Annotated in this window: 18 protein-coding genes; 7 read left to right on the forward strand and 11 right to left on the reverse strand. The window is 43.4% G+C overall.

Annotated features, from left to right (window positions below; translation table 11 throughout):
* Positions 1-26: 26 nt before the first annotated feature.
* The 3 genes from Q0192_RS12765 to Q0192_RS12775 form a co-directional block, all read right to left on the reverse strand.
* A complete protein-coding gene (locus Q0192_RS12765; protein ID WP_299289868.1) occupies positions 27-866 on the reverse strand; it encodes an MBL fold metallo-hydrolase in 840 nt (279 codons plus the stop codon).
* 65 nt (positions 867-931) lie between these two features.
* On the reverse strand, positions 932-1,501 hold the full coding sequence (locus Q0192_RS12770) for a pentapeptide repeat-containing protein (protein WP_299289869.1): 570 nt from the start codon (positions 1,499-1,501) through the stop codon (positions 932-934).
* A gap of 54 nt (positions 1,502-1,555) precedes the next feature.
* A complete protein-coding gene (locus Q0192_RS12775) occupies positions 1,556-2,332 on the reverse strand; it encodes a zinc-dependent peptidase (protein ID WP_299289870.1) in 777 nt (258 codons plus the stop codon).
* Positions 2,333-2,597: 265 nt separating this feature from the next.
* Here Q0192_RS12775 and Q0192_RS12780 point away from each other — a divergent pair, with 265 nt between their 5' ends.
* Complete coding sequence (locus Q0192_RS12780; RefSeq protein WP_299289871.1) at positions 2,598-3,335, forward strand: hypothetical protein; 738 nt, start codon at positions 2,598-2,600, stop codon at positions 3,333-3,335.
* 193 nt (positions 3,336-3,528) lie between these two features.
* Positions 3,529-3,939 (forward strand): hypothetical protein, encoded by a 411-nt coding sequence (locus Q0192_RS12785; RefSeq protein WP_299289872.1) that lies wholly within the window; start codon positions 3,529-3,531, stop codon positions 3,937-3,939.
* Between the two features lie 75 nt (positions 3,940-4,014).
* Here the strand turns inward: Q0192_RS12785 and Q0192_RS12790 are convergent, their stop codons facing one another.
* Positions 4,015-4,239: a CDGSH iron-sulfur domain-containing protein gene (locus tag Q0192_RS12790; protein WP_299289873.1), complete on the reverse strand. Its 225-nt coding sequence runs from the start codon at positions 4,237-4,239 to the stop codon at positions 4,015-4,017.
* A 263-nt stretch (positions 4,240-4,502) separates the two neighbouring features.
* Here Q0192_RS12790 and Q0192_RS12795 point away from each other — a divergent pair, with 263 nt between their 5' ends.
* The gene (locus Q0192_RS12795; RefSeq protein ID WP_299289875.1) at positions 4,503-5,687 is read left to right on the forward strand and encodes a putative sensor domain DACNV-containing protein; all 1,185 of its coding nucleotides are present in this window, start codon (positions 4,503-4,505) and stop codon (positions 5,685-5,687) included.
* Between the two features lie 102 nt (positions 5,688-5,789).
* On the opposite strand, the gene Q0192_RS12800 is transcribed toward Q0192_RS12795, so the two are convergent.
* The gene (locus Q0192_RS12800) at positions 5,790-6,236 is read right to left on the reverse strand and encodes a hypothetical protein (RefSeq protein ID WP_299289876.1); all 447 of its coding nucleotides are present in this window, start codon (positions 6,234-6,236) and stop codon (positions 5,790-5,792) included.
* Positions 6,237-6,321: 85 nt separating this feature from the next.
* On the opposite strand from Q0192_RS12800, the gene Q0192_RS12805 reads away from it, so the two are divergent.
* Complete coding sequence (locus Q0192_RS12805) at positions 6,322-6,552, forward strand: VF530 family protein (RefSeq protein ID WP_299289877.1); 231 nt, start codon at positions 6,322-6,324, stop codon at positions 6,550-6,552.
* A 53-nt stretch (positions 6,553-6,605) separates the two neighbouring features.
* On the opposite strand, the gene Q0192_RS12810 is transcribed toward Q0192_RS12805, so the two are convergent.
* Positions 6,606-8,159: a PQQ-dependent sugar dehydrogenase gene (locus Q0192_RS12810; RefSeq protein ID WP_299289878.1), complete on the reverse strand. Its 1,554-nt coding sequence runs from the start codon at positions 8,157-8,159 to the stop codon at positions 6,606-6,608.
* A 214-nt stretch (positions 8,160-8,373) separates the two neighbouring features.
* A complete protein-coding gene (locus Q0192_RS12815; protein ID WP_299289879.1) occupies positions 8,374-9,672 on the reverse strand; it encodes a DEAD/DEAH box helicase in 1,299 nt (432 codons plus the stop codon).
* Between the two features lie 260 nt (positions 9,673-9,932).
* On the opposite strand from Q0192_RS12815, the gene guaA reads away from it, so the two are divergent.
* From guaA to Q0192_RS12830, 3 genes are read left to right on the forward strand one after another with little or no spacing between them, the layout of a single operon-like run.
* Complete coding sequence (guaA, locus tag Q0192_RS12820) at positions 9,933-11,462, forward strand: glutamine-hydrolyzing GMP synthase (protein WP_299289887.1); 1,530 nt, start codon at positions 9,933-9,935, stop codon at positions 11,460-11,462.
* Positions 11,449-12,684, forward strand: coding sequence for an ABC transporter substrate-binding protein (locus Q0192_RS12825; RefSeq protein ID WP_299289880.1), 1,236 nt, complete (start codon positions 11,449-11,451; stop codon positions 12,682-12,684). The genes guaA and Q0192_RS12825 overlap by 14 nt, the downstream gene beginning before the upstream one ends.
* A complete protein-coding gene (locus tag Q0192_RS12830; protein ID WP_299289881.1) occupies positions 12,681-13,847 on the forward strand; it encodes an RsmB/NOP family class I SAM-dependent RNA methyltransferase in 1,167 nt (388 codons plus the stop codon). The genes Q0192_RS12825 and Q0192_RS12830 overlap by 4 nt, the downstream gene beginning before the upstream one ends.
* 114 nt (positions 13,848-13,961) lie before the next feature.
* Here the strand turns inward: Q0192_RS12830 and Q0192_RS12835 are convergent, their stop codons facing one another.
* From Q0192_RS12835 to Q0192_RS12850, 4 genes are all read right to left on the reverse strand, one after another.
* Complete coding sequence (locus Q0192_RS12835) at positions 13,962-14,534, reverse strand: MarC family protein (protein WP_299289882.1); 573 nt, start codon at positions 14,532-14,534, stop codon at positions 13,962-13,964.
* Complete coding sequence (locus tag Q0192_RS12840) at positions 14,521-15,705, reverse strand: MFS transporter (protein WP_299289883.1); 1,185 nt, start codon at positions 15,703-15,705, stop codon at positions 14,521-14,523. Before Q0192_RS12840 ends, Q0192_RS12835 begins: the two co-directional genes overlap by 14 nt.
* An 86-nt stretch (positions 15,706-15,791) precedes the next feature.
* A complete protein-coding gene (locus Q0192_RS12845; protein ID WP_299289884.1) occupies positions 15,792-17,309 on the reverse strand; it encodes an amino acid permease in 1,518 nt (505 codons plus the stop codon).
* 281 nt (positions 17,310-17,590) lie between these two features.
* A partial coding sequence (locus Q0192_RS12850) for a sodium/proton-translocating pyrophosphatase (protein ID WP_299289885.1) occupies positions 17,591-18,765 on the reverse strand: 1,175 nt, incomplete at its 5' end.

Consider the following 18,765-nt stretch of genomic DNA (forward strand, 5'->3'; position numbering starts at 1 on the left):
CCGATAAAAGAAGCATTTGCCCAAATTCAAAATAACGATAACTGCATTTTTGACTGCTCTTTTACAGTTGGTTTGTTTGAAGCTTGTTTTTTTAAAAACGATCCGTCTATTAAATAAACCGCCGTTTCTGCATCGCGCGAAGCCACGATAATTTCTGTCCCTTTGGCACAACCTTCAAACAATTGTTGCACCAATTTTGGGCAATTGTTGTCTTTTGAAAGGTGCGACAACAGTAAATGACCCATAAATTCCGGCTTGTGCCGGGTGAAAACCTGCAAAGCCTGCGCGTTGGATAAATGCCCTTTTCCACCACGGATGCGGTGTTTTAAATGGTACGGATAACGGCCGTTCATCAGCATTTCGTCATCGTAATTGGCTTCTAAAAAAGCGGCGTGGCATTGTTTAAAATGATGGATCAATTGTTTGCAGGCAAAACCAATATCCGTAAAAACACCAACTTTAATACGGTTACAACCGATCACAAAGCTATGCGGCTCGATGGCATCGTGTAGTTTTGGGAAAGCTAAAATTTCCAGTCCGCCAATTTGTACCGGTTTTGTAATGCAAAAAGGTTTGGTCAGGTGTTCTTCCAAAACTAAGCGGCTATTCAGTTTTGTTTTTGGGGTGATGTAAACCGGCAAACTATATTTCCGCGACAACACTTCCACGCCTCGGATATGGTCGGTATGTTCGTGGGAAATAAAAATAGCCTTTACTTTATCAAAACCCAAACCCAAACGCTTCATCCGTTTTTCGGTTTCTAAACATGAAATCCCGGCATCTACCAACACCGCTTCCTGCGCATTGCCGATGTAATAACAGTTGCCGTTGCTGCCCGAATTTAAGGAGGAAATGAATAAAGACATGGAACTGCAAAGTAACTGGTTATGGTTTGGTTATCCATTGGTTTTACTGGTTTTTTTAGCAATAATTAAGGAACGATGACCAAATCGTAACGGTATAAAAGCCCGGCCAAATCATGCGCGGCAAACTTCGCTTTTTTCAGGTTGTTCATTTCCGGGTCAATCATAAAATTTTTGCAGGAAGTAAAATCAACCGTGCTTAAATTGGTTTGATCGAAAACAGCTTCATACAAATCACAATTGATGAATTTGCTTTTGCTAAGGTCGGCGCGGGTAAAATTTACGCTGTGCAGCTTGCAGTTTTCAAAACGGCTGGCGTTCATTTTTTTCTGGTCAAAAGAAGCATATTCCAGGTTGCAATCTATAAAGCAAACGGCAAAACCAAAATCGCGCGTACGCGAAAAGTTGGTGCCCAGCAATTTGCAGCCGCTGAAAACCAGATTGTTCATTTTGCAACTGTCTGCATTGATGTTGCTGAAGTTGCAGTTTTTGAAAACACAATCGGTAAAGTTGTAATGCGAGAAAGAAGCGAAGGAGCAGTTGACGAGTTCACAATCTTCAAAATCGCGCCTTTCGGGTTTCTGCAAAGCAAAATCTATGTTTTGTAAAACTTCTTTTTCTGGTGTTGGGCCTTTCATCGGCTGCAAACCTATTCAAAAAAAAGGTTGGTAAAAGAAGCATCGGCAAAAATTTTAGCCTTCCTTTTCCTCCAAAAAAACCTTACTCAACATGTCGTACAGTTCCGGGTGTTTTTGTTTCAATTTTTCGGGCTTCCCAAAAAAATATTCGGAAGTTACGGCGAAGAACTCGGCCTCGTTGGTCATGGCGTACGGGTTGATGTCTGATTTTCCGTTCTCCATTTTTTTGATTTCGCGGTGTACCAGTTTCATCCAGGGTTCGGCATATTCAGGCGGCAAAAGCTGTTCGGGCACGCCGTCGGTTGCACCGTCTTCCTGGTCAAGCAAATGCACAAACTCATGAATCCCTACATTTTCAGCTCCCGCAGAAGCAGAAAAACCTTTCCGCAAAGCTGCGCGCGAAAGCAGCATTTGCCCGTTCATAAAACCGCTGCCAACCATGCCTGCCATTTCGCCTTTTCCTTCATCAAATTTAAAATCATTATTAAAGGCATCGGGATATAAAACAACATTGGTGAGGTGCGGGTAACGCCAGTTTTTAAACCTGAAAATCGGGATCAAGGCACTGGAAGCAACCAACACTCGGTCTAAATCTTCCAGCTCAAAACCAACGCCTTCCAAATGGGTTTCCTGCAAAAAAGCCACTGCCCTCAAAACAAAGCTTTCCTGCTGTTCCGGGTTCAGTTGCCGGTAAAAAGCCACATGTTGCTGCAAAAGCTGCTTGTAACTTTCTGTTTGTTCCGGTTGAATGACGGGTTCTGCCTTTTGCTTGTTCAGAAACAGATAAGCCATAAACAAAAGGACGGGCAAGGCAAGGATTAAATAAAGCATCAATTTTGATTTTTATGCGGTAAAAGAAGCATTCGTTTTTGTTGAAGGATAAGGATTATATAAGCGGCTTTGTTTAGGCAGAGATCAAGAAAATGCCTTTTTTAAATTTGCTGCTCCTTTAAAATCTGCTTGTTGCCTATTTGCATCAGCGTGGGTTTGCTTCCATTTAAACTGTCATCACATTTTCAATTAAACGTTACAACAAGGTTTTAAATTTAGTGCAGGTAAAAATAGTATTAGCTTTAACGCACCAAATGTTTTGAATATGAAAAACAGTTTTACTTTTTTACTCCTATCAGCCGCGATTTTAATATTGGGAAGCTGCAACCACGGCCCCGGAAACACCAGCACAAAAAAGACAAAGAAAAGGCAACCAGTTAATTACGCCAATTATATAATTGAAATAATTACCTGTAAAACCAGAAAAGATATCCGCCAAGCAGAATATGTACGCTTGGACTCGTTGGTGCAGCAACTTTATGTTCAAAAGCAGCCCGGTTATATCAGCAGCGAAAGCGGCGTTGACCAAAAAGGCAACTGGCTGGTGGTTTTATCGTGGGATAATATAGCACATGCAGATGCCGGCCGGCAAAAATTTTTACAAAACCCTTTGTGGACAGGTGTACAAAAACTGATTGACACGACCACTTTAAACCGCAAACGTTTTGTGGTAAAAGAAGACCACAGCAACTCGTTAAAAGACCAAAAGCCTTATGTAATTGAGTTGGCCACTTTTAAAGAAAAACGCCAGGTTGTGCGTGATACTTTTGAGAAACGGGACCAGCAGGTGGAAGCCGAATACATCAGCAGGCAAACCGGTTACATCACGCGCCGCATTGGCGTTGCCCCAGATGGCGAGCGTTTGATGATGATTTATTGGAAAACTTTGACCGATGCCGACAACGGGATGAAGGAATTTTTAAAAGAACAATCGGTAGCAGACTATGCTAAAATGATTGATTGGCCAACGGTGGACCTGAAGCGTTTTCAGGCAATAAATTAAGTTTTGGTATGTTTTGCTTTTGTGTAAAAATTTACGTTTTTCAGGTTTAATTTTAAACAAAATAAAAGTACGAAAATAAGCTATCAGCTAATAAAGTTTGGTTTAAGTAAATTGCAAATACAGCACAACTATCTGCCTGAAAAACAAGTAGAAGTGTGGCAAAAAACCTACCCTTGCCTAACCTGTACGCTTTATGAACACTGCCCAACCTGCAGATACCTGCCTGCTTGCCAATCTGCAAACTTCCATTTCCAACTGTTTAACCAGCTATGCGCAATATGTGCAAATGCTGCACCAAAACCAATTGCACAAAGAATACGGCTGGCACAACCGCATTTGGACGATCCATGATGTAGAAGCACCGGCAAGCATCACCAACTTGGTGCTGCATTTGGAACTGGAACGAAAACTGTTTTTTGCCGCTCTGGAAAACGGTATCATTCGCCTTACCGATGCTTTGTATTCGATCAACTTGTATGAAAAAATCTGGCGGAACGCCTTGGACAAAAACGAAACCAACGCCACTACGCACGTTTACATTTACAAAATGATTAGTGCCGGAGACGAACTGAACCACGCACTTGTCCGATTGACCAAAGCTTGATTTCACAGACATAAAAAAAGCGGGCGTATATAAATACAAACCCGCTTTTAAAATCCGGTTGTTTTGATTTAACGGTTAAACCTTGCGTGGCGGCAAATCAAAAGCTACGGCATTGTGTTCAAAATGGCCTTTGTGCGAGCCATCGCAAAAAGGTTTATTGGTGGATAAACCGCATCGGCAAACCGAAACGATAGTCCTTCCCTGCAAACCGTAGTTGTTGCCCTGCATGTCCACAATCTCAAAATCGCCTTCTATTTTTACCGACCCGTTGTTGTTGATGGTTAGTTTTGTTGCTGCCATAGTTTTAATATTTTAAAGCAAAGGTAAACATTGCAAGGAAGAAGAAAAGCTTGCAGCGTGGCTTTGCTGTAATACAAACTGATTCTAAATTGGCTGCGTTAAACTGTCCTTCCATATCAACAACGTACACTGATTTTATGCCGGTAAAAGAAGTATCGGCGGTTTAAAATAAAACAAACAACATTAGGCTGACATACGAAACTTGCTTACCCGTTTAAATTAGGTTAGTTTTGATACAAACCTGCAAGCCACTGTCAGCCATAATGAACAATGCCCTTTCCACCAGCTTAAACGAAAGAAGGATTTCTCAACCTACTTACCAGGCTGCTTTTGCGGTTTCGGAAGCAGTTGACCTTCATTTTAAAAAACATTTTAACGCGGCACGCTTAAACGCAGTGCAAGAACTGGCGCCCGAACCATCTGCCGAAGTTATTGAAGCGATTATTGATGTGGCTTTTTGGGCAAGCTTAGGCCGCGAAGAAGGCCGATCGCCCAAAATATCCCTTGCTTTTTTGCCTGAAGAAATGGCCGGAATGCCTTTGGTGTTTAAACACAGGCTGCCGTTTAAAACACAAACTTTAACCAAACTGGCACCGGCAGTAGAGCGTCCGGGCATCCATTTAGGGATTTGGATAGAAGACGGCGAGCTGTATTTGTGGGGAACAACACGCGAAATCCCGGGCCTGTGCTTTGTGCTGGAAGTGGTTGAACCCGGCCTGTTGGTTGTAAAACACCGCCGGATAGATGGTTTAGGAAAGTTTGTAAACGTGGCCACACTAAAAGGCGACCAGATTAAAGTGGTGGATGAAATCAGCCAAAACGCATCCGAACGCCCGCCGATCATCAATTCTTTGTTAGGCTTTACTTCTCATTACAGCAACAATGATGCTGATTCCATTAATGTGCTGGTACAGTTGGCCACTGCCATGCGTGCCCATGGTCGCGGCGGCGCGGTGTTGGTGGTTCCGGCAGATACGGACAACTGGCGCGATTCGATCATCCATCCCATTACTTATCCTGTGGTTTCGGCTTTTTCCGGGTTATCAGACCTGACGAAACAAATTGACCAGGAAAAAAACCTGCTTTTGTGGCAAAACATGCTACGGCAAGCTGTAGATAGTGTTGGCGGCTTGACGGCGGTTGACGGCGCAACCGTAATCAACGACCGGCACGAACTGCTTGCTTTTGGTGCCAAGATCGGTAGGTCGTGGAAAAGTAAACGGGTAGATCAGATCGTGCTTACAGAACCAGTGATCGGCAGTTCGGCCAGCGTAATCCATCCGGCTACTTTAGGCGGAACAAGGCACCTTTCGGCAGCACAATTTGTGTTTGACCAACGCGATGCCGTTGCCTTGGTTGCTTCGCAAGATGGCCGCTTTACCGTTTTTGCCTGGTCGCCGCTGGAAAACATGGTGCATGCGCACCAGATTGATATTCTGTTGCTATAACAGTTTGTTGCGCTAAATTCTAAGTTTCTAATCCTAAGCTTGTCAAAGGCTCACCAAATTTTACCCGATAAAAGAAGCATCAATTTTATGAAACGCTGAAATTTATTTCTTTTTCCCTAAAACTTTAATCGCCCCGGCCGCTGCCAAACCGCCCAAGGTGTACCACAAAATTGTTAAAACTTTCGTTTCTGTTGTCCGGTCGCTGTGCGATTGGTTTAAGTTCATTTTAGAAGGTAAAAAAACCGCTCCCACTCCTGCCGCCAGCCCTAAAACCAAGCCCCGCCTCAACAAATGCTTCTTTTTCCCAAAACCAATCAGGCTGTAATACAAAGCATTGCTTAAAATATCGGCAGCTAAAGTGCAGGCGTACAACTCTTTTTGGGTGGAAGGAAGAGGCAAACCGGCTGCTTTCAACAATTTCGTCAGCGCTTCTTCCCCAATCAAATGGATATGCGGTGCGTCTTTATCTATCTTTCGGTAAGTTTCATGGATTAGGTTGAGCGTTAATGCGCCTGCCAATCCTCCGGCCAATGCTGTTGCTGTTTTCATTTGTGGTAAAGTCAGGCCGGCTGGATTTTGTTTGATCGGTATTTTGGTTTAGCCAGCTAATCTTTTTTTACATTTGTTTAAACTGATGGAAACACAAAGCAACAACCCGCTGCACGGCAAAACGCTGGAAAGTATCTTGAATGATTTAGTGGCACATTTTGGCTGGGAAGAATTAGGCAACCGCATCCGCATCAATTGTTTTACGGATAACCCAAGCCTTAAATCGAGCTTAACTTTTTTGCGTAAAACGCCTTGGGCCAGAAAAAAAGTGGAAGACTTGTACATCCGCTTCTGCTTAAAAAAGCCGACAATATAGGTTGATACTGTTTTTATCGGCATAAAAACAGTGTCAACCTTTAACAACAATTTTTACTCAGCCTTTTTCTTCGGGCCTTCTACCACACTTTTTTCGGGAAGTTTGGCTGGTTGCTTTTGCCCGGTTGGGTCTTGGCCTAAATAAGTGAACTCTAAAATACTGCCCCGGTAACTTATTTGCTGCGGGTTTTCTTTGGAAGGGCCGGAAGAAACCGAACCGGTGTCTGTTGATAAATAAATCTTTTTTCCATCGGGGGATAAAGCCAGGTCGCGGTAACGTACATCGCCTTTAAAATAACAAATGGTATCAGAAGTGATTTGGTCGCCCCGTTCGTTCAGCTTTAACCGGATCAGTTTTCCGTTTTTCAGGCCGGTCAGCAACACCGAGTTTTTCCATCCCGGAATACTGTTCGCCGTATAAACCTCAATACTGCTTATCCCTTCGGATGCCCATTTGGTTCCATTGTTGCCGCTTTCAATGTCATTAAAAAGTTTAGTTAAAAAAGATGAAGAGTTGGGATACAAAGTTTTAAGCGGCGCACGATAATTTTCAGTTCCGATTAGCTTTACGTTTTCCTGCTCTGAGCGGATAAAAGGATAAGTAGTATGCCACTTGCCCGGCAGGCTGTCATGGTTGGAAACACCTGCCGCCAAACCATTGTAATTGCCATCAGGATAACCGATAATTAAAGGATGCCCGTAGTTCTTCCCTTTCTCGATGATGTTAACTTCATCATCCGAAAAAGGGCCATGCTCGCAGGAATACAACCTTCCGGTGCCATTTACAACGGCATAAAACAAGCCTTGCGGGTTGCGGTGGCCAAAACTCCAAACTGCATTTTGCCGTGAATTGGTGTTGAAAGGGTTATCGGTAGGGATCCATTTGTCAAAAGGGTTTTGGTCTGCGTCCGGCTCCAAGTTAAAACGCAATATCTTCCCTTCGTAATCGTCTTTTTGCTGCGCATGGTTTGGACGGTTGGCGTTTACAAACTGGCCCGCACCCATATCTCCGATAGAATAAAATAAATAGTTTTTACCGTTTACGAAAGCAATGGTTAAACGCCCGCCGTTATGGTCGTTGCTGCCAGGCAAAGTATCGCAAAGCGTAACCGGGTTAACTAGCTTTTGTGCTTTGGTATCGTATTCGTAGCGCACAATTTTTGTTTTGAAAAAACAGCCGCCATAATTTAAAGCGCAGCCACTGCCACTTTGGTTTGCGCCTTTAAACTGGTACATATATGACAAATAAACATAAGGCTTGCCGGATAACAACTGTGGGTGCAAAGCCATACCCATCAAACCGGCTTGCGGCCAGGGCTTGCCGTTGTGCATCCTGTCGTACCGCGGAAACTGCCTTTCGCTGTTCAAATCCAGCAGCACCGTTTTATTGCCCGAAGCAGTATCAATCCGGCTTACGAGGTAACCTTTTGCTTCAGTTACCCATAGGTAATTATCTGGGCCAAAAGTAATTTCCCATGGGTCGCTTAATTTTGCCGCTACGGTGCGTACTGCAAATTTTTCACCATTCGGCCCGGTTATGGTTTGTGCCTTTGCTTCTGCATAAATTAATGCGGTAAAAAAAGCAATTAGTAAAGCATGTTTTTTCATTGCTGATACAACCGTCAACAACAATAGAAGTTCTCTTAATCTGTTAAAAAATTAATTGTATAGCGCCTGTTTAAATTTACACAAGAGAAAATATTGATGCTTCTTTTACCCTATAAAAATTGGTGTACAAAGTTTTTTTTAGGCTGATGCAAACACTAATTTTATAGGGTAAAAGAAGCATTGGAACTTCGACAAATAAATTTCAAACAAGCGCTTAATGTTTCCGCTTGTTGTTCATTTTGGCTTTTTCGCCCGAACTGTAGTTGTAAGTTTTGGCATTACTGGCCTTTTTTTCGTGGAAAGCTGCACCCGTTTCCGGTGCTTTTTGGGCTGCTTTTGTGGCCGACTTTTCTACGTCTTTTTTAAGTTCTTTTTCGATCACCAAACCTTCCGGCAATTCGGCAACCGGTATTTTTTGTCCGATGGCTTGTTCTATTTTCCTAACCATTGCCAACTCCAAATCAGTGGCAAAAGTAATGGCCAGCACCTCAAAATTTTCCTGCGGCCATTGGTTCACCACATGTTTGATGAAAATTTCTTTTTCTTCCGGAAGTTCGAAATGGAAGAGAAACGGGATGTCGGTCAAATCCAGGTTCGGCGTATTTTCATTCGCCACAATCAAAGTACGCATATTCGATGCCGCTTTAAACTGCTGAATGTCATCAAAACCTGCCGTATCAAAAAATTGCGGGTTAAGTATCGCCGCTTCCTCTTTAACGCTTTTGCCCAAACTCTTCAACACTTTTTCGGCAGTAAAAGAAGTATTTACAAAAACCACATTTTTGGTGAAAACATCGGCATCTTGCAAAAACAAATCAAGCAAATTCAATTTTGTACGGAAGTTTGGCACTTGGTACAGCAACTGTTCGTGCGTTACCAAATCCGTTTCAGTCAATTCTTCCACTTCTACCGTTGCCGGCATTTGCATAAACAGGCCGATCATTTTCAGCAGTTTATCATGCATTACTTCGGTAAAAACCAAATGTTGCGCTTTGTCAATGCTGTTGGCAAGTTCGGCAACCGGCAATTGCATACCTTGTTTGATGATCAGTTCGGCGTCATCCAAAATCAGCAAATCCACTTTGTTCAAGTTCAAACCCAATTTCAGGTAAATGGCACGCGCACGGTCTGGCGTGGCCACAACCACATCGGCGCCATCGGCCAAAGCGTTCAACTGCGTTTCCATTCCCGGCGACGGAAATAAACCTACAATTTGGATGGTTTTGTTTTTGGTAAATAAACTAAATTGTTCTAAAACAGCTTCTACTTTTTCTTTGCTGTCCACCAAAATTAAAACACGTGGTGCATCGCCAAAACCTTGTTTGATGCGGTTTAAAACAGCCAGAATATAAGTTGTGGTTTTGCCGCAACCTTCCGGGCCAACCACAATTAAATCCTGTCCGCCTGCTATCCTGGCCAAGGTTTTAAGTTGAATTTCTTTCGGACTGGCAAAACCGGCTTCAGTTACCGTTCGTGCTAATTGTTTACTGAGCTTTAATTTTTCTGCCCACATGGAGGGTTTGGAGTTTGAAGATGGAAAGCACAAAGGTACGTTTTGCGTGCATACTTCTTTTACCGGTGTTTTTTATGCGCCTTGTTTTGTTATGTTGATGCTTGCTGTCTTCCCGACCAACGGGAAAGATCTTCTTAGAAGCGATTCATATTTGTAAAGTTGAAAGAAGATTTCTCCCTTTGGTCGAAATAACAAAGCGGCTTCCCGACTTTCAGACTTCCCGTCTTTCTAACTTTCCAACTTCTTCTGTATCTTCGCGGATGCAAGAAAAAATTATTATTCTTGATTTTGGTTCGCAGTTTACCCAACTCATCGCGCGCCGCGTCAGGGAATTGAGCATTTACTGCGAGATCCATCCTTTTAACCATTTGCCCGAATTTGACGAATCTGTAAAAGGAATTATTCTTTCTGGAAGCCCATATTCTGTGCGCCAAACCGATGCGCCGCATTTCGATTTTATTCCGTTTCATGGCAATTTGCCGGTTTTGGGCGTTTGTTACGGCGCACAGTTTCTGGCCCATCATTCCGGCGGCGAAGTTTTGGCTTCAAGCACGCGGGAATATGGCCGCGCTCATCTGCAATTCATTCAATCAGAAAACCCGCTGTTCAAGCAAATTCGGGCCAACTCACAGGTTTGGATGTCGCACGGTGATACCATTGCCAGAATTGCCGATGATTTTGAAATCATCGCCAGTACAGATTCGGTTAAAGTTGCCGCTTATCAAATCAAAGGAACCCAAACTTACGGCATCCAGTTTCACCCGGAAGTAACGCACAGCATTGATGGCAAGCAATTGCTGCAAAACTTTTTGGTGGATATTTGCGGTTGTAAACAAGATTGGACGGCTGATTCTTTTGTAGAAACCACGATTGCAGAACTTAAAGAAAAATTAGGTGATGACCAAGTGGTTCTCGGGCTTTCCGGCGGCGTAGATTCTTCAGTGGCTGCGGTTTTGCTGCATCATGCCATCGGTAAAAACCTCCATTGTATTTTTGTGGACAACGGTTTGCTGCGGAAAGACGAGTTCCAGTCCGTTTTGGATTCGTACCAGCACATGGGCCTGAACGTAAAAGGCGTGGATGCCAAACAACGTTTTTACGATGCTTTGCAGGGATTGTCTGATCCGGAGAAAAAGCGAAAAGCCATCGGCCGTGTTTTTATAGAAGTTTTTGATGACGAAGCACACCGCATCGAAAATGTAAAATGGCTGGGGCAAGGAACGATTTATCCGGATGTGATCGAATCGGTTTCGGTAAAAGGGCCATCGGCAACCATCAAATCGCACCATAATGTTGGCGGTTTGCCCGATTTTATGAAGCTAAAAGTAGTAGAACCGCTGAATACGTTGTTTAAAGATGAAGTGCGCAAAGTAGGCAAAGCGCTGGAAATTGACCCAGATATTCTCGGCCGCCATCCTTTTCCCGGTCCGGGTTTGGCCATCCGTATTTTGGGGGAAATAACGCCCGAAAAAGTAGCGGTTTTGCAGGAAGCCGATGCGATTTACATCAACAATTTAAGGGCGGCTGGTGTTTATGATCAGGTTTGGCAGGCGGGCGCCATCTTTTTGCCGGTGCAATCTGTGGGCGTGATGGGCGATGAACGCACTTACGAAAACGTGATTTGCCTGCGTGCCGTGGAATCTTTGGATGGCATGACGGCCGACTGGTGCCATTTGCCGTACAACCTGCTTGGAAAAATATCTAACGAAATCATCAATAATGTTAAAGGAATTAACCGCGTTGTGTACGACATCAGCTCGAAACCGCCGGCCACCATTGAGTGGGAATAAATGGCTGATACTGTTTTTACCGGCACTTTTTTGGGCTGCATGTTCGCCAAAAATACGGCCGGTGGTGCAAACGCCGGTTGCAAAAACGGAAGAACAAAAGCCAGCAGTCAAAAAAAACGACACGGTAAAAGTTGCCGAAAAAACACCGGTAAAAACAGCACGCGTTCCGTCTATCGCTTTGTTGCTGCCGTTTTCGCTTGATCCGGCTGGTTCGGTTATTTCCACTCAAAATCAAATTAAAACCAATATCGCGGTTGATTTTTATGAAGGTTTTAAACTGGCTTTGGATTCGTTAACCGGCAACGGACAAAGTTTTAAACTAACCGTTTTCGATACAAAAGATGAACAAACGCAGGCGCAAAACCTGGCTTTAAACCCGTCCGTCCGCAAAAGCGATTTGATTGTTGGCCCGGTTTTTCCGGCTGGCGTTCAGGCTTTTTCGGCGCGCATCAGCAGTTTGCACAAGCCTGTTGTTTCGCCGCTTTCGGCCGCTTCTCCGGCAACTTACAACAATCCTTCGCTCATCACTTTAACGCCGCCGCTTGAATTTCATGCAATGCGTGTGGCGCAATATATCAAGGAAAACATCAACCCAAAAACCGTTTACATTTTGCGTTCCGGTTTTTCCGAAGAGAACAAATACATTTTGCCATTTAAAAAAACGCTGGACAGTTTGAGTAAGAAACGGATTAAAATTGTTGATGTTACCATTTCTAAAGGCGATTTTACGGCACTTTTGCCCACACTTTCCAAAACCTCCGAAAATGTTTTTGTCGTCCCTTCCACGCAGCGTTCGTTTTTGAAAGTTACTTTGAATGCGCTGGATAAACTTTCAGATACATACCCAATCCAGCTTTTCGGCCACCCAAACTGGAACAAAGCCACGTATTTAAGACCGGAAACGTTGGAGAAAATGCATACTTTTATTACTTCGGCTTATCAAATCAATTACAAATCGCCGGAAATGGTTGCCTTTATCAAAAGTTTTCGTAAAATGTACCACGCCGAACCGACCGAATATGCCATCAATGGTTTTGATACCGGTTTGTATTTCGGAAAAATCTTAAGCGATCCATCTGCTGATTTTAACCATTTGCAAAACAGGCCTTTTGATGCTTTGCACAACCGTTTTGAGTTTGTGCAGAAAAAAGGTTACGGTTGGATTAACAGTTATGTAGAATTGTTGCAATACCAGGATTATTCGTTGAAACCAGTAAAATGAGGGCCGAAAACCAGCTTCGTACATTTTTAGCTTTGCTGGAAAGTTATCCGGCAGAAACGCCTTTGTACAAATTTTTGCCGGGCTATTTTCGGCTGCACAAAAAAATGGGTTCTACCGATCGGCGTGTGGCTTCGCGCCTGGTTTACAATTATTTTAGGTTGGGGAAAGCGCTGGCCAACCACGCGCCGGAAGAGCGTTTGTTTGCTGCCGAGTTTTTGTGCAACAACCAGGAAAACTCTTTTTTGAGTTTTTTTAAACCGGAACTGGCGGCTCAGATCCATTTGAATATTCAGGACAAAATTATGGTGCTAAAAGAAGCATATCCGGATTTTAACCTGGAAGATATTTTCCCTTTCACCCATCATTTTTCTGCCGAAATTGATCCAATACTGTTTTTATCGTCCTTTTTTATCCAGCCTGATCTTTTTATCCGCATTCAAAAAGGTCATGAATTTCAGGTGAAGCAGACGCTGACGGATGCAGGAATTGTTTTTCGGCAGAAAAGCGAACAATGTTTGGCTTTGCCGAACGGGACGAAGCTGGATACCATTTTTCCGAGCCAGCGTTATTTTGAAGTGCAGGACGAATCTTCGCAGCAAACGGCGCGCAATTTTCAGCCTAAAAAATGGGAAAACTGGTGGGATGCCTGCGCTGCTTCGGGTGGAAAAACTTTGTTGCTGCACGAATTGGAACCGGATTTAAAGCTGGTTGTTTCGGACATTCGCGAATCTATTTTAGATAATTTGGAAGAGCGTTTACAACAGGCCGGCATCAAAAAGTATCAGAAAAAATTACTTGATCTTACCCAAAATGTAGATTCTGTTTTGCACGATTATACTTTCGACGGCATTATTTTAGATGCGCCTTGCACCGGCAGCGGAACTTGGGGACGAACGCCGGAAATGATCAGTCAGTTTAGCGCTTCGCGGATTTCCTTTTTCCAGCAACTGCAAAAAACGATTGCTTTAAACGTGGTCAAATATTTAAAACCTGGAAAAGTATTGGTTTATATTACCTGCTCTGCTTTCCGCGAAGAAAACGAAGACGTTGTAAATTACCTGGTAAAAGAAGCAGGTTTGCGATTAGAATCTTTTGAATTGTTAAAAGGTTACGAACGGAAATCGGACACGATGTTTGTGGCGCGGTTGGTAAAGATAGTTTAATTTTTTGCTGTCATCCCGACCGTAGGGAGAAATCCTCTTTCAACCAATACTTCTTTTATCAGCATAAATTTGATGAAGATTCCTCCCCTTCGGTTCGGAATGACAGCAAAACCTTTACAAATGCGTATTGCTTCTGAAAAGCTTGATCGAAATGGCCAGCAAAATAATACCAAAAGCTTTGCGCAAAATATTTAACCCGGTTTTGCCCAACAAGCGTTCCAGCCACTGCACATTCTTCAAAACCAAATAAACAAAAATGGTATTTAAGGCGATGCCGATGATGATGTTTTGCGTTTGGTATTCGGATTTGAGGGAAAGCAAAGTGGTCATCGTTCCGGCACCGGCAATGAGCGGAAAAGCAAGCGGGACGATGGAAGCGGTAGAAGAAATTTCGTCTTCTTTAAAAAAACGGACGCCCAAAATCAGTTCCATCGCGATAATAAATATCACCAGCGAACCGGCAATGGCAAAAGAAGCCACATCAATATTAATGATGGACAACAGTTGATCGCCCACAAAAAGGAAGATGATCATCAGCACAAAAACGGTTGCCGATGCTTTTTCGGATTCGATCCGTCCGGCTTTTTGCCGCATATCAATGATGATCGGGATGGTGCCGATGATATCAATGATGGCAAAAAGAATCATCGTTACCGAAAGGATTTCGCGGGGGTTAAATGTTAACATCGCTTTGCGTATTTGTTTTCTCTTTTGCCCTCAAAATAAAGGTAAATAAAAACCCGATAAAAATATAAGCTGCGGACAGAAAGAAGACGTAATGGACAGAAATTCCGGAGATTAAACCGGCACTGACCGGACCTAAAATTTGCCCGATGGAAGCGTAAGACTGGTTAAGCCCGAGCGTTTTGCCTTGCTCGTTCTGACTAACCCGATCAGAAATAATGGCATTGAGCATTGGATTTCGCAAGCCGTTGAACAAACCGTAAGCGCACATCAAAGCCGAAAAAACAAGCAGTTTGTTGGTGAATCCCGCAAGCAGCATCGCCACAAAACAAAAAATTAGCGATAAAAGAAGTATCAATGATTTGGAGGAAAACAGCTTGGTGATGTAAGGCACGGCCAGTTGCATCAGGATTCCAGAAATGCCAAAACCGGCAAAAAAGACACCGATTTGGAAAGGCGTAATTTTTAAAACATCTGCCGTAAAGGTTTGAAAACCGATGATCATTGCAAACTGCGCTGTTGTTAACAAAAAGCCGATAAAAATAGCATTGCCGATAACCGGTGCTTTTAAAACCGTGATTAAGGATTTAAATTCGAACTTACTGTCGTTCTTACGCTCTTTGCCCGAATTGGTTTCTTTTAAAAAGAAATGTGCGCACAAAACACCAACCAAGGCAATGGCCGCCGAAAAATAAAATGGCGCCTGCAAGCTGATCTTGCTCATTACGCCGCCAATTGCCGGGCCGATAACAAAGCCAAAACCAAAGGCCGAACCGAGGATACCGAAGTTTTTAGCGCGGTCTTCAGGGGAAGAAGTATCAGAAACCATGGCCTGGGCCACAGAAATATTGCCGCCGGTAATGCCATCCAAAATACGGGCGGCAAAAAGCATGATTAGGCTTCGTGCTTGCGCAAACAAAACAAAGGAAACACAAGTGCCAATCAGGCTAATGATGAGCAAAGGTTTGCGGCCATATTTATCAGACAAAGAACCTAAAACCGGTGTGGCAAAAAACTGGGCAACGGAAAAAGAGGCCGTCAGCAAGCCCAACATTTGTTCGGTCATGCCAAACTGCTTGCCGTATGGATAAATGAGCGGAACAATGATGCCAAACCCTAACGAATTGATGACACAGATGAAAACTAAAGTCCACAAATTTTTATTTTTTTTCATCCGGTTTAGTTGGCATTAAAGAAAGCACCAAAACTAAAAAAGGTTCTGCAGTGGCAGAACCTTTTTTAAGCTCAATTTGAATGTTTTTATACGAACGGAGATTTTGGCGGAACGATTGGATCAATCAGGTTGCTTTTATTTTGAAGTACAGAGTGTTTTCTGCTGTAGCTGAAGTAGATAACGAAGCCAATTAACAGCCACACAATCAAACGCAGCCAGTTCGTCCAGCCTAAACCTACAATCATCGCTCCACAAACAATGATCCCTAAAATTGGAACAAACGGCACTAACGGTGTTTTAAATTCGCGCTTTAAACCTGGATCGGTTCGACGTAAAACGATAACTGCAACACAAACCAACATAAAGGCGAATAAAGTTCCGATACTGGTCATATCGCCTACAATATCACCAGGAACAAAAGCAGCAAACAAACCAACCAATATCAAAATAAACCAACTCGCTTTATAAGGCGTTTTATAAACTGGATGTATCTCGCTAAAAACTTTTGGCAGCAAACCATCCCGGCTCATGGAGTAAAAAACACGCGACTGGCCTAGAAGCATCACCAGAATAACAGAAGAAAAACCGGCCAAAATAGCAACGGTAACTAATTTGCCCAGCCAACCATAACCAATCATATATTTATTAATGGCGAAAACCACGGAAGCTTCTTTACCCGAAGTCCTAAAATCTTCTGTAGTAGCCATACCTGTTAAAACATGGGCAAACAAAATGTAAAGTACGGTGCAAATAGCCAGAGAACCTAAGATACCGATCGGCATATCCCGTTTAGGGTTTTTTGCTTCCTGGGCGGTTGTACTAACGGCATCGAAACCGATAAAAGCAAAAAACACCACTCCTGCCGCACCAAGGATACCCATAACCCCTCCAAAATTGTGCGAAATCCCTTCATGGTCAACATATTTTGTTGGCTCTGGGATGTAAGGTGTATGGTTTGCAGGATTGATAAACTTCCATCCTAAAATAATAATCAGGATTACAATAGCAACTTTGGTAATAACGATGATGCCGTTTACCAACGCTGATTCTTGTGTTCCGCGGATCAACAACATGGCTAAAATAAATACAATGGCCAAGGCTGGAAGATTGCTCATGCCGTTCTGCGTGCCATCTACAGAAGTTTGAAAAGGGGAATGGCACCATTGATAAGGTATTGCTCCCCAACCCAAAACGTTGACCAACAGATTATTTAAATATTCGCTCCAGGCAATACCAACGGTTGCAGCGCCTACGGCATATTCCAAAATCAAATCCCAACCAATAATCCAGGCAATGAGTTCGCCCATGGTAGCATAACTATAAGTATAAGCACTACCGGCAATTGGGATGGAAGAGGAAAGTTCTGCATAGCAAAGTCCAGCCAGTGCGCAGCCGATTGCGGCCAGGATAAAACCATAAGTTACAGATGGGCCGGCGTTTTGCGCAGCCGCAGCGGCAGTACGTACAAATAAACCCGCACCGATGATGGCACCGATTCCTAAAGCAATTAAAGAACCCGCTGTTAATGTACGTTTCAGGCTTTTTTCAGACTCGGCCGATTCGGCCATGAGCGTACTGATGGGCTTTTTTAAAAATAGACTCATGTAGTTTTTTAATTATTTGGTTGATTTTATCTGTAATTCCAAACGTAATTAAATTTACTGACAAAAAGAAAGGGATTTCTTTGCAAGAAATCCCTTTGCCATAAAAGCTTGTTCAAATCTATATAAGAAAAATTGTTGATGCTTCTTTTACCCTATAAAAATTGGTGTTTGTGTCAGCTTAAACAAACCAAAAACCAGGTATACCAATTTTTAGGTGATAAAAGAAGCATGGTAAAATAAATAAACAAAATTTAAACAAGCTTTAACAGATATGCTAACCATCAAGGCTTTATTTTTGTAAATGTTGTTTTTACCGCCTCAATTTTAATCGCTTTGTGGTTTTGAGGAAGGATTTTTGTAACGCCGTTATTATCAACATGTATGTGTGGTGCGATCACTAAAGAAACAATAGACATCAGTTTGATCAAAATATTCATGGAAGGGCCGGAAGTATCTTTAAAAGGATCGCCAACGGTATCGCCGGTAACGGAAGCTTTGTGCGGCTCTGATTTTTTGTAATAAATTTCGCCGTTGATCTCTACGCCTTTTTCAAAAGACTTTTTGGCATTGTCCCAAGCTCCGCCAGCATTGGATTGGAAGATGCCCATCAATACGCCCGAAACGGTAACGCCGGCCAGCAAGCCGCCCAGAACTTCAGGCCCAAGCGTAAAACCAACAATAATTGGCGTGATTAAAGCGATCAGACCCGGTGCAACCATTTCGCGAAGGGAAGCTTGCGTAGAAATAGCCACGCATTTTTCGTATTCGGGTTTGGCTTTGTACTCCATGATGCCCGGGATTTCGCGGAACTGTCGGCGCACTTCCTGCACCATGGCCATGGCGGCGCGGCCAACGGCAGAAATACACAAAGCCGAAAAAATAAACGGGATCATGCCGCCGATAAACAACCCGGCCAAAACATCGGCTTTATAAATATCAATATGATCTATACCGGCAACGCCAACAAAAGCGGCAAATAAAGCCAGCGAAGTTAAAGCGGCCGAAGCAATGGCAAAACCTTTTCCGGTTGCAGCGGTGGTGTTGCCAACGGCATCCAAAATATCGGTGCGGTGGCGCACTTCTTCGGGCAACTGGCTCATTTCGGCAATCCCTCCAGCGTTATCTGCAATCGGTCCAAAAGCATCAATGGCCAACTGCATGGCTGTGGTTGACATCATTCCGGCAGCAGCAATTGCAACGCCATATAATCCTGCAAAATGGAAAGAGCCATAAATTCCGGCTGCTAAAACCAGTATCGGCAACACGGTTGACTCCATCCCAACCGCCAAACCGGCAATAATATTGGTGGCGTGGCCGGTAGAAGATTGTTTGATGATGCTCATCACCGGGCGTTTGCCCATTGCGGTATAATATTCGGTGATGATGGACATTAACGTGCCGACCACTAAGCCAACCGCAATGGATAAAAACACATCAGTTTTGCTAAATGTGATGC

Origin of the sequence: uncultured Mucilaginibacter sp. (assembly GCF_937859865.1) — a bacterium.
Taxonomy (GTDB): Bacteria; Bacteroidota; Bacteroidia; order Sphingobacteriales; family Sphingobacteriaceae; genus Mucilaginibacter_A.